Origin of the sequence: Microbacterium aoyamense, assembly GCF_023155855.1 — a bacterium.
GTDB lineage: Bacteria > Actinomycetota > Actinomycetes > Actinomycetales > Microbacteriaceae > Microbacterium > Microbacterium aoyamense.
Genome location: NZ_JAKNUT010000009.1, coordinates 51,880 through 65,820, shown reverse-complemented (window position 1 = coordinate 65,820; position 13,941 = coordinate 51,880). Strand labels below are relative to the sequence as shown.

The 13,941-nt window shown below is 67.8% G+C and carries 12 protein-coding genes; 7 read left to right on the top strand and 5 right to left on the bottom strand.

Annotated elements, in window-relative coordinates:
• Positions 1-45 precede the first annotated feature (45 nt).
• On the top strand, positions 46-360 hold the full coding sequence (locus MA876_RS18395; RefSeq protein WP_248152896.1) for a hypothetical protein: 315 nt from the start codon (positions 46-48) through the stop codon (positions 358-360).
• Here MA876_RS18395 and MA876_RS18390 read toward each other — a convergent pair whose 3' ends face one another.
• From MA876_RS18390 to aceB, 4 genes are all read right to left on the bottom strand, one after another.
• A complete protein-coding gene (locus tag MA876_RS18390) occupies positions 361-696 on the bottom strand; it encodes a YciI family protein (RefSeq protein ID WP_248152894.1) in 336 nt (111 codons plus the stop codon).
• 64 nt (positions 697-760) lie between these two features.
• Complete coding sequence (locus MA876_RS18385; protein ID WP_248152892.1) at positions 761-1,723, bottom strand: TolB family protein; 963 nt, start codon at positions 1,721-1,723, stop codon at positions 761-763.
• 164 nt (positions 1,724-1,887) lie between these two features.
• Positions 1,888-3,483 carry an isocitrate lyase gene (locus MA876_RS18380; protein WP_248152891.1) on the bottom strand — a complete coding sequence of 532 codons (1,596 nt, stop codon included), beginning with the start codon at positions 3,481-3,483 and terminating at the stop codon, positions 1,888-1,890.
• Between the two features lie 29 nt (positions 3,484-3,512).
• Positions 3,513-5,177, bottom strand: coding sequence for a malate synthase A (aceB, locus tag MA876_RS18375; protein WP_372491544.1), 1,665 nt, complete (start codon positions 5,175-5,177; stop codon positions 3,513-3,515).
• Positions 5,178-5,349: 172 nt separating this feature from the next.
• Here aceB and MA876_RS18370 point away from each other — a divergent pair, with 172 nt between their 5' ends.
• Positions 5,350-6,804, top strand: a complete 1,455-nt coding sequence (locus tag MA876_RS18370; protein ID WP_248152890.1) for a helix-turn-helix domain-containing protein — start codon at positions 5,350-5,352, stop codon at positions 6,802-6,804.
• Between the two features lie 18 nt (positions 6,805-6,822).
• On the opposite strand, the gene MA876_RS18365 is transcribed toward MA876_RS18370, so the two are convergent.
• A complete protein-coding gene (locus MA876_RS18365; RefSeq protein WP_248152889.1) occupies positions 6,823-7,761 on the bottom strand; it encodes a zinc-dependent alcohol dehydrogenase in 939 nt (312 codons plus the stop codon).
• 235 nt (positions 7,762-7,996) lie between these two features.
• On the opposite strand from MA876_RS18365, the gene MA876_RS18360 reads away from it, so the two are divergent.
• Genes MA876_RS18360 through MA876_RS18340 form a run of 5 tightly spaced genes read left to right on the top strand, consistent with a single transcriptional unit; the run spans position 7,997 to position 13,915 of the window.
• Positions 7,997-9,076, top strand: coding sequence for a Gfo/Idh/MocA family protein (locus tag MA876_RS18360; protein ID WP_248152887.1), 1,080 nt, complete (start codon positions 7,997-7,999; stop codon positions 9,074-9,076).
• 14 nt (positions 9,077-9,090) lie between these two features.
• On the top strand, positions 9,091-9,777 hold the full coding sequence (locus MA876_RS18355) for a ThuA domain-containing protein (RefSeq protein ID WP_248152885.1): 687 nt from the start codon (positions 9,091-9,093) through the stop codon (positions 9,775-9,777).
• Positions 9,778-9,779: 2 nt separating this feature from the next.
• Positions 9,780-10,754 (top strand): ABC transporter permease, encoded by a 975-nt coding sequence (locus tag MA876_RS18350; protein WP_248152884.1) that lies wholly within the window; start codon positions 9,780-9,782, stop codon positions 10,752-10,754.
• Between the two features lie 3 nt (positions 10,755-10,757).
• Positions 10,758-12,791, top strand: coding sequence for a dipeptide/oligopeptide/nickel ABC transporter permease/ATP-binding protein (locus MA876_RS18345; RefSeq protein WP_248152883.1), 2,034 nt, complete (start codon positions 10,758-10,760; stop codon positions 12,789-12,791).
• Positions 12,791-13,915 (top strand): ABC transporter ATP-binding protein, encoded by a 1,125-nt coding sequence (locus MA876_RS18340; RefSeq protein WP_248152882.1) that lies wholly within the window; start codon positions 12,791-12,793, stop codon positions 13,913-13,915. The genes MA876_RS18345 and MA876_RS18340 overlap by 1 nt, the downstream gene beginning before the upstream one ends.
• The last annotated feature ends 26 nt before the right edge of the window (positions 13,916-13,941 follow it).

The following is a 13,941-nucleotide window of genomic DNA, read 5'->3' as shown; positions in this document are numbered from 1 at the left end:
GCCCGGTGTACACCGCGGCGATCGCGGAAGCGATACCGTGTGCTCGTGACGTGGATCTGGGGTTCCGTGGTGCTCGCGATCGCGCTCGTGTTCGCGGGCGGCGTCGCATGGTGGCTGGCGAAGGGCTGCGTCGTGACGAGGATCGGCGCCGTGGGCGCGATCGTCGGTGGCCTCGGCGCGCTCGGGTGTCTGACGATCATGTTCGACACGGATGCCGCGATCCGCATCGCGACGGTCCTGGTCGCGGTCTTCGGGGTCTGGCTCTTCGCGTGGGCGATCGCGGGTGGAGTCCGGGGGCAGCGCCTCGATCGGGCGCGCGAGGCCGAGGCAGTGGTCGCGCCCGAGTCGCGCCGGATCTGATCAGAGATCGAGCGGCCAGAGCGCTCGCAGCTCGATCGTGCCGTGCGTGGCCATGGGGTGCCGCGCCGCGACGCGGATCGCGTGGTCCATGTCGTCGCACTCGAGGATGTCGAAGCCGCCGATGACCTCGCGCGTCTCGGCGAACGGCCCGTCGGTGACGTGGAGCTGGCCGCCGCGCCGGCGGACGGTCTTGGCACGACTCGGCGGCTCGAGCCGATCGCCGTCGAGGTTGACTCCGCTCTCGGCGGTCTCGCGCACCCAGTCCTCGATCGTGAGCACCGGTGCTTCGGTGGAATCCAGCTCGGGGTCCGAGATGACCAGCATGAGGAATCGCATGTCGTGTCCCTTTCATCGGTGACGTTACGTGAAGGGCGTCGTGCGGGTGCAGCGCGGATCGACGTCAATCCCAGACGATGTTGTTCTCGTTGCCCGGTGTCTGCGTGAGCCGCGTTACGTCGGTGCCGTCGGCATCCATCACGCACAGCTCTTCGTTGTCTGATTCGAGATACTTGCATCCGAACGCGATGCGCTCGCCGTCGGGGGAGTAGTCGGGCTTGATCGGATGCATCTCGCTCGTCGTCGCGAGGAGTATGGATGGATCGCCTCCGGACGACGGAACGGTCCAGATGCCGTTGCGCGGATCGCCCAGATCGGCGCTGTGCTGCACGTTGTAGACGATCGTCGCGCCGTCAGGAGACCAGCGCGGATGCTCGACGAAGTCGTCGAAGGGGGTGAGCTGCCGGATGCCGGTGCCATCTGCGGCGACGATGAAGAGCGCGCTGTGGCCGGTTGCGGGGTCGATGCGGGTGAAGACGATCTCGGCGCCGTCGGGCGAGAACTCTCCTTCGTAGTCGAACCCCGCGTCCGCGGGTTCGAGGAGGGGTCGTGGGTCGGTTCCGTCCGCGTTCATGAGCCACAGGGTCTGCGTGAATCCCGGGGCGTCCTCATCCGCGACGGGAGATTTCGACAGCACGATGGTCGACCCGTCCGGCGAGTAATCGGGCTCGCCGCTGAAGACGTCATCGGTCAGCTGCGCGAATCCCGTTCCGTCGGGAGCGATGCGGCCGACGTGCACCGCGCCGTCCTCGTCGAAGAAGTCGAACAGCAGGTGCGCGCGGTCGGGACTCCAATCGGGGAATTGGCCGAGCTGATCACCCACCGGCTGTGGATCGTTGCCGTCGGCATTCACCGTCCACAGGGCGAGGCGACCCGAACGCGGCGGCTGCTCGTAGGTGTACGCGATGCGCTCGGCACTCGCCATCGGGTCGGGCGAGTCGGTCGGGCGGGGCTCTGTCGCCGTGCACCCCGAGAGCGCCGCGGCGCCCAGGACGACGGCCGGCACGACGACCGTTCGGACACGCACGACGGCTCCCTTCGGAAGCGGGTGGACCCAGTGTCGCCCGAAAAGCCGCCCCGCGGTACCCGTGCCTGCACTGATTCCTCGGATCGAGCGGCATCCGGATCGCGTGCGACACGACGGATGCCCCGGATCCGAAGGCCCGAGGCATCCATCGTCTCCGTGTGAACTCAGCCGAACTGGTTCATCGTGTTGTCCTTGCCGCCCGCCTTGAGGGCCGCGTCGCCGGCGAAGTACTCCTTGTGGTTGTCGCCGATGTCGGAGCCCGCCATGTTCTGGTGCTTGACGGTGGCGATGCCCTCGCGGATCTCGCGACGCTGCACGCCCTTGACGTAGGCGAGCATGCCCTCGTCGCCGAAGTAGCCCTTGGCGAGGTCATCCGTCGACAGCGCGGCCGTGTGGTACGTCGGCAGCGTGATGAGGTGATGGAAGATGCCGGCGCGAGCCGAGCCGTCCTGCTGGAACGAGCGGATCTTCTCGTCGGCGAGGCGACCGAGTTCGGTGTCGTCGTACGACACGTTCATCAGGTCGGCACGGTCGTAGCCCGAGACATCCGCGCCCTGCTCCACGAGCAGGTCGTAGGCCTGCTGACGGAAGTTGAGCGTCCAGTTGAACGACGGGCTGTTGTTGTAGACGAGCTTCGCGTTCGGGATCTCCTCGCGGATGGCGTCGACCATGCCCGCGATCTGCTCGACGTGCGGCTTCTCGGTCTCGATCCACAGCAGGTCGGCGCCGTTGCGCAGCGATGTGATGCAGTCGAGCACGCAGCGCTCCTCGCCGGTCCCGCTGCGGAACTGGTAGAGGTTGCTGGCCAGGCGCTTCGGGCGCAGCAGCTTGCCGTCGCGCTTGATGATGACATCCCCGTCGCCGAGGTCCGAGGCCTCGATCTCTTCGACATCGAGGAACGCGTTGTACTGATCGCCGAGGTCGCCGGGGGTGTGCGAGACGGCCAACTTCTGCGTCAGACCGGCGCCGAGCGAATCGGTGCGGGCGACGATGACGCCGTTGTCGATCCCGAGCTCGAGGAACGCGTAGCGCACCGCGTTGAGCTTCGCGATGAAGTCGTCGTGCGGCACCGTGACCTTGCCGTCCTGGTGGCCGCACTGCTTCTCATCCGACACCTGGTTCTCGATCTGGATGGCGCACGCGCCCGCCTCGATCATCTTCTTCGCCAGCAGATACGTCGCCTCGGGGTTGCCGAAGCCGGCGTCGATGTCGGCGATGATCGGCACGACGTGGGTCTCGTAGTTGTCGATCTGGGATTGGATGAACTCGACCGCCGTCTCGTCGCCTGCGAGGCGCGCGGCATCCAGCTTCGTGAACAGCAGGTCGAGCTCGCGGGCATCCGCCTGACGCAGGAACGTGTAGAGCTCTTCGATGAGGGCCGGGACCGACGTCTTCTCGTGCATCGACTGATCGGGGAGGGGGCCGAACTCCGAACGGAGCGCGGCGACCATCCAGCCCGAGAGGTAGAGGTAGCGCTTGTTCGTCGACTTCAGGTGCTTCTTGATCGAGATGAGCTTCTGCTGCCCGATGAAGCCGTGCCAGACGCCGAGCGACTGGGTATAGACCGACGAGTCGGCGTCGTACTCGGTCATGTCGCGACGCATGATGTCGGCGGTGTACTGCGCGATCTCGAGACCGGTCTTGAAGCGGTTCTGCGCGCGCATCCGCGCGACGTACTCGGGGTTGATGGCATCCCAGCTCGAGCCGTTGCTCTCTTTCAGAGCCTCGACGGCCTGGATGTCGTCCTGATAAGTGGTCATGTCTGTTCCTTGATTCGGGATGCTGCGGGTCAGTCGTTGTCGGTGAGGTACTTGGCGTACGCCGGCAGGGTCAGGAAGGCCGGGAAGTCGGTGCCGAGCGCCACCTCGCGGAAGATCGCGGCGGCGTCGTCGAAGCGGTCACCGTCGCGGCGGTCCACCTCGCCCAGCACCTGCGAGATCAGCTCCTCGATGTACTCGCGCGTGATCTGCGTGCCGTCCTCGGTGCGGCGATCCTGGTGGATCCACTGCCAGACCTGGCTGCGCGAGATCTCGGCGGTTGCGGCGTCCTCCATCAGGTTGTCGATCGCCACGGCGCCGAGCCCTCGCAACCATGCCTCGATGTAGCGGATCGCGACCGACACGTTGCCGTGCACGCCCTCGTTCGTGACGGGGAGTCCGATGTGGACGTCGATCAGCTCGGCCGCGTTCACGTGCACCTCGGGGCGCTGGCGGTCGATCTGGTTCGGACGCTCGCCGAGCACGGCGTCGAACTCGGCCATCGCGACGGGGATGAGGTCGGGGTGGGCCACCCACGTGCCGTCGAAGCCGTCGCCGGCCTCGCGCTTCTTGTCGGCGGCGACCTTCTCGAACGCCTGCGCCGTCACTTCGGGGTCGCGACGGTTCGGGATGAACGCGCTCATACCGCCGATCGCGAAAGCGCCGCGCTTGTGGCACGTCTTCACGAGCAGCTCGGTGTAGGCGCGCATGAACGGCACGGTCATCGTGACCTGGCTGCGGTCGGGCAGCACGAACCGTGCGCCGCGGCCGCGGTAGTTCTTGATCATCGAGAAGATGTAGTCCCACCGGCCGGCGTTGAGCCCTGCGATGTGGTCGCGCAGCTCGAAGAGGATCTCCTCCATCTCGAAGGCCGCCGGCAGGGTCTCGATGAGCACCGTCGCGCGGATCGTGCCGTGCGGGATGCCGATGTACTGCTCGCTGAACGTGAAGACGTCGTCCCACAGCTTCGCCTCTTCGCTCGACTCGAGCTTGGCGATGTAGAAGTACGGGCCGCGACCGTTCGCGATCAGCGCTTCTGCGTTGTGGAAGAAGTACAGCCCGAAGTCGACCAGGGATCCGGATGCCGCGAGCGCGCGCCCTGTGCGGTCGGTGAAAGACAGGTGCTTCTCGGTGAGGTGCCAGCCGCGCGGACGCATGACGATCGTGGGCGTCTGCTCGGCGGTCACCTCGTAGACCTTGCCCTCGGGGCTCGTGAACTCGAGCTCGCCGCGGATCGCGTCGCGCAGCGACAGCTGACCTTCGATGACGTTCTTCCAGGTGGGGCTCGTGGCGTCCTCCTGGTCGGCCAGCCACACCTTGGCGCCCGAGTTGAGCGCGTTGATGGTCATCTTCGGGTCGGTGGGGCCCGTGATCTCGACGCGGCGGTCCTCGAGGCCGGGGCCGGCGCCGGCGACCTTCCACGCGACGTCGTCGCGGATGTGGCGCGTGTCGTCGCGGAACTGCGGGTCGTGGCCGTTGCCGATCTCGAAGCGGCGGCGCATGCGGTCGGCGAGGCGATCGTGGCGACGACCGCTGAAGCGGTGGTGCAGCTCGGTGAGGAAGGCGAGCGCCTCGGGCGTGAGGATCTCGTCGTAGCGCGGGCGGATCGCACCGAGGACCTCGACCTGGGGCTCGTGGGTCTGAATGGCGGTGGGCCCGGTGTGCGTACGCATCGGCGTCGCGGTCGCAGGTGTCATGGTCCTGTCCTCTCGTTGATCGATGGATGCCGGAGTCTCTCGCTCCAGCGGGTCGTGGCATCCACTCTGTGTGAAGTTTCGAGCTTGAACCGGCCAAATCCGATGTGAAGTTTTCGCGTATTTCTTCTTTCGTGACAGAATCCGATCATCGCCAGACGCAGAAGGAGCCGAAATGGACGCGATCCTCGATACGAATGAGGATGTGGATTCGCTCACGATCGGCCGCCGCATCCGGCAGCTGCGCACCGACCGCGGCGTGACGCTCGAAGAGCTCGCCGCGGCGGTTGATCGAGCCCCCAGTCAGCTGTCGATGATCGAGAACGGACGACGCGAGCCCAAGCTCACGCTCCTGCAGGCGATCGCGCGTGCGCTCGGGTCGTCCATCGACGCGATCCTCGAGTCCGAACCGCTCGACGAGCGCGCGACGCTCGAGATCTCACTCGAGCGCGCGATGCGCGGGCAGACGTTCCAGGCCCTCGGCATCCCGCCCTTCCGCATCGGCAAGGCCGTGCCGACCGAGGCGCTCAAAGCGATGATGGCGCTGCAGAGCGAGATCGAACGGCTGCGCGACGAGCGCGCAGCGACCCCTGAAGAGGCCCGTCGCGCGAACGTGGCCTTGCGCCGCCTCATGCGCACGCAGAACAACTACTTCGCCGATCTCGAGGACCATGCACGGCGCATCCTGTCAGCCGTCGATCATCCGGGAGGGCCGCTCACGCAGCGCACGGCGTCCGACATCGCCGCGCATCTGGGGTTCACGCTGCACTACGTGCCCGACCTGCCCCAGACGACCCGCAGCGTCGCCGACATCAAGAACGGGAGGCTCTACCTCTCGAGCCGGCTCACGGCGAAGGGCGACCCTCGCACGGCGGTGCTGCAGGCGCTGTCGAGTCGGATGCTGGGGCACCGCGAGCCGACCTCGTACGCCGAGTTCCTGCGGCAACGCGTCGAGACGAATTACCTCACGGGGGCGCTGCTGATCCCCGAGGCGCACGCGGTTCCGTTCCTGCAGGATGCGAAGAAGGACCGCGCGATCTCGATCGAAGACCTGCGCGACGCCTACTCGGTGTCCTACGAGACGGCCGCGCACCGGTTTACGAACCTCGCGACGACGCACCTCGACATTCCGGTGCACTTCCTCAAGGTCCACGAGTCAGGCGTGATCACGAAGGCGTTCGAGAACGACGACGTGAACTTCCCGACGGATCAGCTCGGCGCGATCGAGGGCCAGATGTGCTGCCGCAAGTGGACGTCTCGCGTCGTCTTCGACGAGGACGACAAGTTCAACCCGTACTACCAGTACACCGACACGGGCAACGGCACCTACTGGTGCACCGCTCGGGTCGAGGCGTCCAGCGAAGGCGCCCACTCCGTCTCGGTCGGCGTGCGGTTCGACGACACGAAGTGGTTCCTCGGCCGCGACACGACGAACCGAGGCGTGTCGAAGCACTCCGTCGAGGTGTGCTGCCGGCGCGCTCCCGCCGATCTCGAGGCCGCGTGGCGCGAGAACTCGTGGCCGAACGTGCGCACGCCGCGCACGCTCCTCGCGACACTGCCCACGGGGTCGTTCCCGGGCGTCGACACGACCGACGTGTACGAGTTCTTGGAGGCTCACGCACCGCGCTGACATGCATCGGTGCCCCGATCAGGGCATGATGACCGACTTCACGAGCGCCGGGTCGCGGGCGTCCATGAGCTCGTACGCGGCGTCGACGCCCTCGAGACCGAACCGGTGGGTGATGAGCGGCTCGTAGCTCACCCTGCGCGATGCGAGGAGGGCGAGCGCGTCGCCCATCGCGCGGATCAGGCGCGGCCGCTCGGGGCAGAATCCGTTGACGACGGTGACGGCTTTGTACCAGAGACGCATGTCCATCCGCGCCGTGCCTTCGTGGTGATAGCCGACCACCCCGAGCGTGCCGAACGGCCGCACGATGCTCCCGGCCGTCTCGAGGCCGGCCGTGACACCGGTGACTTCGAGCACGATGCGGGGGCGCGGATCGAGCGGTGACTGCGGAAAAGCCGCGTCGACCTCGTCGGGGTGCAGCACGAGATCCGCGCCGAGAGCGAGCGCGCGTTCGCGCGCGGCGGGATTCGGGTCGACCCCGATGAGCCTGCCCGGCGCGCGCGTCTTCGCGAGCTGCAGGATACCCAAGCCCATGAAGCCGAGTCCGACCACGGCGATGTCGTCGCCGACGCGAGGATCGGTGCGGGCGAGGGCCTCCTCGAGGTCGGCCATCGGCTCGCCGACCGCGTAGACCGGGTCGAGGCCGGCGGGCACGGGGAGCACGGAGTCGGCGTCGAGCAGTACGAGCTCGGCGAATCCGTCGCCGCCGAGTCCCGTCACGATGTCGCCGACGTCGAACCTGCCCGAGAGCGAGCCCGCCGCACGCACGCGACCGACGAACTCGTGGCCGAGCCGCACGGGTGCGCCGCCGTCGGCCGGTCCTCGCCGCCACACGTCGATGTCGGACGTGCACACCCCGCACGCGATCACCTCGACGAGCACCTGGTGCGGGCCGGGCACGGGATCGGGCACCTCGACGATCGCCGAGAGGCGGGGAGCGACAACCTGGCTGATGCGCATCGTGCGGTTCTTTCTGGTCGAAGGGTCGGATCTGAAGAGACGGACACGCCCCCGCAGTCGGATCCGGTCAGTGTAGTGCGCTGGTTGGCAAATGGTATGTAGTGGTTCGCGCAACACGAGATCGTGATATTACCGGCTTGTCAGCGATGGCCAAGTGTCTTAATGTGGCTTATGTGGTAAACAAGTGGCATTGACCACGCGAACTCCCGCCGACACCCCTGAGGAAACCGATCTCGTGACCGAACGCACCGCAGCCGTGATCGCGGCGGGCTCTCAAGGCCGGGTTCACGCGCGGGGATGGTCGTCGGTCGCCGGCGTGCGGCTCGCCGCGATCGCCGATCCGATCGCGGGCGCCGCTGCCGAGTTGGCCGGCGAGTACGACGGCGTCGCCGCGTACGACGACGCGACCGCGATGCTGCAGGAGCTCCGGCCCGAGTTCGTGAGCGTCTGCACCCCTCCGTCGGTGCGGCTCGACGTCGTGCGTGCCGCGATCGCCGCCGGTGCCCGCGCGATCCACGCCGAGAAGCCGATCGCGACGTCGTACGGGGACGCCCTCGCGATGGTCGCTGAAGCTCAGGATGCGGGAGTGCAGCTGACCTTCAATCTGCAGCGTCGCTTCGAGCCGGTGCACCGATTCGCGCGCAGCCGGATCGTCGAGGGCGCGATCGGCGACATCGTCAGCATCGAGGGCTATTGCCCCAATCTCCCCGACTGGGGAACGCACATCTTCGATCTGATCCTGTTCTATCTCGGTGACGAGGCGCCCGAGTGGGTCATCGGCCAGGTGGATGTCACGGTCAATCGCTTCGTCTACGGCGCCTTCGCCGAGACGTCGTCGCTCACGCAGGTCAAGTGGCCGTCGAACATCAACGCGGTCGTCATGACCGGCCGTGAGCCGCAGACCCCCGTGCTCAACCTCGCGAACAACACGGGGCTGATCGTGCAGGGCACCTCGGGGCGGATCGAATCCCGCGGGTCCCGCTGCCTCGTGCAGCGGTTCGGTGCCGACGACGAGCTGTTCCCGACCCCCCACTCGACGGATGCCTCGACCTGGGAGCGCGGGATCGATCCGGCGATCTTTGCGGCGACCGCCGAAGCCATCGCCGACCTCGTGGACGCGCTCGACACGGGCCGCGAGCCCGTGCTCTCGGCGCGCCGCGGCCTCGCGGGCGCCGAGCTCATCTTCGCCACGTACGAGAGCAGCCGTTCGCGGCGCCGCGTGATTCTTCCCCTCGACCTCACCGACAACCCCCTTCTGGACGGTCTGGCCCAGGGCTTCTGGGCGCCGACCGGCGAGCAGCGCTCCACCTACTGAACGCGAGACACACGATGACCACGACCTTGACGCGCGACGGAGCGCGGGAGGGTGCCGCCCTGGAGGCGACGCGGGCGACCATCGTGGTCGGCGGCGACGACGTGTACGAAGACCTGTTCGGCGTGGCCGATGCCACGGCGCAGCTGCTCGCCGAGGTCGGGATCGCCGCGACGATCCGTGTCGGCACCACCGCGTTCCTCGCCGCACCCGCGCCTGATCTGTTCGTGCTCGACACGGCCCTGCCCGAGCTGACCGACGAACGGGTTGATGCCCTCGTCGCCGCGGTGCGCGCGGGGAGCGGGCTGCTCGTGCTGCACGCATCGGCCGTCGCCCCCGAAGGGTCGGCCGGCGATCGCCTCGCCGTACTCGTCGGTGCGCGGTTCGCGTCGCATGGTCCGACGCCGCACGAGAGCCGGTTCTTCGTCGAGCTCGACGATGCGCACCCGATAACGGTGGGGATCCACGACTTCGACGTCGACCACGAGCACTACGCGCTCGAGGTCGCTCCCGGCTCGCGCGCGATCGCGTGGCGCCGCTCGGCGACGGGCCGCGAACCCGTCGTGCTCGTGCGCGAAGACGGCGCGGGGCGGGTCTGCTACGTGCAGCTCGGGCACGACACCCGTCCGCTCGGCGAACCACCCGTTCGAGCCCTCCTCGCTCGCGCCGCCGCCTGGCTCACCCATCACGAAAAGGAGGTGTAGCCGTGCGCGTGCTCGGTCGCCGTCTCGGCTTCTATCTCATCACCGCGTGGGCCGCCATCAGCCTCAATTTCCTGATCCCAAGGCTCATGCCGGGCGACCCCGCCACCGCGCTCATCAACAAGTTCCAGGGCAAGCTCAGCGCCGAAGCCATCGCCGCGTTCAAGGTGCTGTTCGGGCAGGACGACAAGACCCTGTGGGAGCAGTACATCGACTACTGGGGCCGGATCTTCTCGGGCGACTTCGGCATCTCGTACGCGTATTACCCCTCCCCGGTGAGCGACGTGCTGAGCGCGAGCGTCGGCTGGACGCTCGCCCTCGTGACGATCTGCACGATCCTCAGCTTCGTGATCGGCACGGGACTGGGAATGATCGTCGGCTGGCGCCGTGGCACCTGGACCGACTCGATCGTGCCCGTGACGAACTTCCTGTCGTCGATCCCGTACTTCTGGTTCGCGATCATCATGGTCTACGTCTTCGCGATCACGCTGAACTGGTTCCCGCTGTCGGGGGGCTATTCGATCGACACGACGATCGGCTTCAACTGGCCGTTCATCTCGAGCGCGATCTACCACGGCATCCTGCCGGCGATCACGATCGTCGTCGCGTCCGTGGGCGGCTGGCTGCTCGGCATGCGCAACATGATGGTCACGACGATGGGTGAGGACTACGTGCGCCTCGCCGAGGCGAAGGGGCTCAGCCGCGGCCGCATCCGGTACGCGTACGCCGCGCGCAACGCCGTGCTGCCGTCGTTCTCATCGTTCGCGATGGCGCTCGGGTTCGTCGTCGGCGGGTCGATCGTGACCGAGATCGTCTTTAACTACCCGGGAGTCGGCTCGGTCCTCTTCAAGGCCGCCCAGGCCCAGGACTATCCGCTCATGCAGGGCCTGTTCCTCATCATCACCCTCGTGGTGCTCGTCGCGAACCTCGTCGCCGACACCGTCTACGTGTTCCTCGACCCGCGTACCAGGGAGGCCTGACCGATGGCCATCGCCGAGATCTCGACCGACGACGCGATCGTCGCCGCCCGGCCCACGCGCGGCAGCCGATTCGCCTGGATGCGGGCCTTCCGCCACGGCGGCACGCTCGTCGGGCTGATCGTCACGAGCTTCTTCATCGTGCTCGCTATCATCGGGCCCTACATCGCCCCGTACGACCCTGCGGCCGTGAGCTACGACTACCTCCAGCCGCCGAGCGCCGCGCACTGGTTCGGAACGACGCAGACCGGTCAGGACGTCTTCTCGCAGGTGCTCGAGGGGGCACGCATCTCGGTCGTCGTCGGCGTGGCCGCGGCGGTCATCGCGGTGTTCCTGTCGATCCTCGTCGGCATCACCGCCGGCTTCCTCGGCGGCGTCACCGACGACCTGCTGTCGATGCTCGCCAACATCTTCCTCGTCATCCCGAGCCTTCCGCTCACGGTGATCCTGATCGCGTATCTGCCGCGAAGCGGGTCGCTCGGCGTGACGCTCGTGATCGCGATCACCGGGTGGGCGTGGGGGGCGCGCGTGCTGCGCTCGCAGACGCTGTCGCTGCGTCGACGCGACTTCGTGGAGGCCGCGCGGGCGACGGGCGAGCGCACGTCAGCGATCATCTTCCGCGACATCCTGCCCAACCAGCTCGCGATCATCGCCGCGTCGTTCCTCGGCACCGTGACGGGCGCGATCCTCGCGCAGGCCGGCATCGCGTTCCTCGGTCTCGCCGACGTCACCGAGTACTCGTGGGGCACGATCCTCTACTGGGCGCAGACGTCCAACGCGCTCCTCGGCGGAGCGTGGTGGTGGTTCGTGCCCGCCGGGCTCGCGATCGCCCTGCTTGGAACGGGTCTCTCGCTCGTGAACTTCGGCATCGACGAGTTCATCAATCCCCGCCTGCGCCTGGCCGGCATCGGAACACGCCGTGCGCAGCGCGCGATGGCCAAGCGGCCGCGCGTCAAGAAGGCGCCCGGCACCCGCGTCATCCGCGGGGCGGCAGCGCCGTTCACGCAGGAGAGCTCCGACGTGCTGCTCGAAGTGCGCGGCCTTCGGGTCGAATACGGCTCGGAGCACGCCAGCACCGTCGCGGTGAACGACGTGTCGTTCTCTCTGCGCCGCGGCGAGGTGATCGGTATCGCGGGCGAGTCCGGATCGGGCAAGTCGACGCTCGCGTATGCGATCACCCGGCTCCACAAGCCGCCCGCATCGATCACGGCGGGCCAGTTGCTCTACACGCGGGCCGACGGCACGGTCGTCGACGTGCTCGGCCTCAGCGAAGAAGAGCTGCGACGCTTCCGCTGGGAAGAGCTCTCGATCGTCTTCCAGTCGGCGATGAACGCCTTGAACCCGATCATGAAGATCGGGGAGCAGATCGACGACGTGCTCCGAGCGCATCGGCCCGACATGCCCGAAGCGGACCGTAAAGCCCGCGTGATCGAGCTGCTCGACCTCGTCGGGATCCGTGAAGACCGCGTGAACGCGTACCCGCACGAACTGTCGGGCGGCATGCGCCAGCGCGCGATGATCGCGATCGGCCTCGCGCTCGACCCCGAGGTGATCGTGATGGACGAGCCGACGACGGCGCTCGACGTCGTGATCCAGCGGCAGATCGTCGAGAAGATCATGGAGCTCAAGGATCGGCTCGGATTCGCCGTGATCTTCATCACGCACGATCTGTCACTGCTCATCGAGCTTTCCGACACGATCGCGGTGATGTATGCGGGCCGCATCGTCGAGATCGCCGAGGCGCAGGAGTTCTACCGCCGGCCGGCGCACCCCTACAGCCGAGGACTGCTGGGGTCGTTCCCGACGCTCGGCGGCGAGCGGCGCGAGCTCACCGGCATCCCCGGATCGCCTCCCGATCTGCGTGCGCTGCCATCCGGCTGTGCTTTCGCACCGCGCTGCCCGCTGGTGCAGGACCGCTGCCGCGTCGCGATGCCGCCGCTCACGAAGGTCGCGGTCGAGATCGGCATGCGGCCGACCGAGGCGCGCTGCGTGATTTACGAGACCTCGGATTCGTCCGAGCGGGTGGTGGAGGCGGTCTGATGGCGATCACGAACAACGACGCGACGACGGATGCCGCGGGCGACGCGCCCGTGCTCGAAGCGGTTCATGTGACCAAGCACTTCCCGGTGCACGGCGCCCGGCTGCGCCGCGGGCCGCGACCCGTCGTCCACGCGGTGGAAGACGTGTCGATCGCGCTGCACCGCGGCCGCATCACCGCGCTGGTCGGAGAATCGGGGTCGGGCAAGTCGACCCTGGCACGCCTGCTCTCGCAGCTGTACCCCATCACGTCGGGCGAGATCCGTCGTGACGGCGTCGCCGTCAAGGTGCACGGCGGGCGCCGGTTCCGGCGCTACGTGCGTGCCGTGCAGCTCATCCTGCAAGACCCGTTCGGCTCGTTCAATCCGGTCGCGCGGATCAACGTCACCCTCATGCGGGCCGTGAAGATCCATCATCCGGGTCTCTCTCGCGACCAGCGGCAGGAGGTCATCGACGGTCTGCTCGAGCAGGTCAACCTGGTGCCGCCGCGGCAGTACACCGAGAAGTTCCCTCACGAGCTCTCGGGCGGCCAGCTGCAGCGCGTCTCGATCGCGCGCGCGCTCGCGGCCGATCCCGAGGTGTTCCTCGCCGACGAGCCGGTGTCGGCCCTCGACGTGTCGATCCGCCTCGGCATCCTGAACCTGCTGCGACGACTCACCGACGAGCGCGACGTCGCACTTCTCTACGTCACCCACGACATCGCTTCGGCGCGCTACTTCGCCGAGTCGACGGCGGTGATGTACGCCGGCGAGCTCATCGAGTCGGGCCCCTCGGAAGAGGTAACCCAGCGCGCCGCGCATCCTTACACACGTCTGCTGATCGATTCGGCACCCGACCCGTCGCGCCCCTCCGATTCGGAGCGCATGGCGGATGCGGGTCAGCCGCCGAGTCTGATCGATCCCCCTTCGGGCTGCCGGTTCCATCCGCGCTGCCCCTTCGCGGTGAAGCGCTGCACAGAGCAGTCCCCGCCGCGCTTCGAACTCGGAGGCGACCATTGGGCGCGCTGCTGGCTGTACGGCGATGACGAGGAGGCCGCGTCGCATCGCGAGCACGCCGCGTCGCTGCCGGGCATGACGGCCGTGATGCGTGCCGGCAGAAGGGAGGTCTCCGCGCCGAGCGGCGCGTGACCGCGGTTCACGCACCGGCACCACTT

What these genes read in the sequence shown, in the direction of transcription:
- MA876_RS18355 (WP_248152885.1), top strand. Translation starts at nt 9,091, where the DNA reads ATGACCACGACCTTGACGCGCGACGGAGCGCGGGAGGGTGCCGCCCTG.
- MA876_RS18365 (WP_248152889.1), bottom strand. Translation starts at nt 7,761, where the DNA reads ATGCGCATCAGCCAGGTTGTCGCTCCCCGCCTCTCGGCGATCGTCGAG.
- MA876_RS18380 (WP_248152891.1), bottom strand. Translation starts at nt 3,483, where the DNA reads ATGACCACTTATCAGGACGACATCCAGGCCGTCGAGGCTCTGAAAGAG.
- MA876_RS18340 (WP_248152882.1), top strand. Translation starts at nt 12,791, where the DNA reads ATGGCGATCACGAACAACGACGCGACGACGGATGCCGCGGGCGACGCG.
- aceB (WP_372491544.1), bottom strand. Translation starts at nt 5,177, where the DNA reads ATGACACCTGCGACCGCGACGCCGATGCGTACGCACACCGGGCCCACC.
- MA876_RS18370 (WP_248152890.1), top strand. Translation starts at nt 5,350, where the DNA reads ATGGACGCGATCCTCGATACGAATGAGGATGTGGATTCGCTCACGATC.
- MA876_RS18345 (WP_248152883.1), top strand. Translation starts at nt 10,758, where the DNA reads ATGGCCATCGCCGAGATCTCGACCGACGACGCGATCGTCGCCGCCCGG.
- MA876_RS18390 (WP_248152894.1), bottom strand. Translation starts at nt 696, where the DNA reads ATGCGATTCCTCATGCTGGTCATCTCGGACCCCGAGCTGGATTCCACC.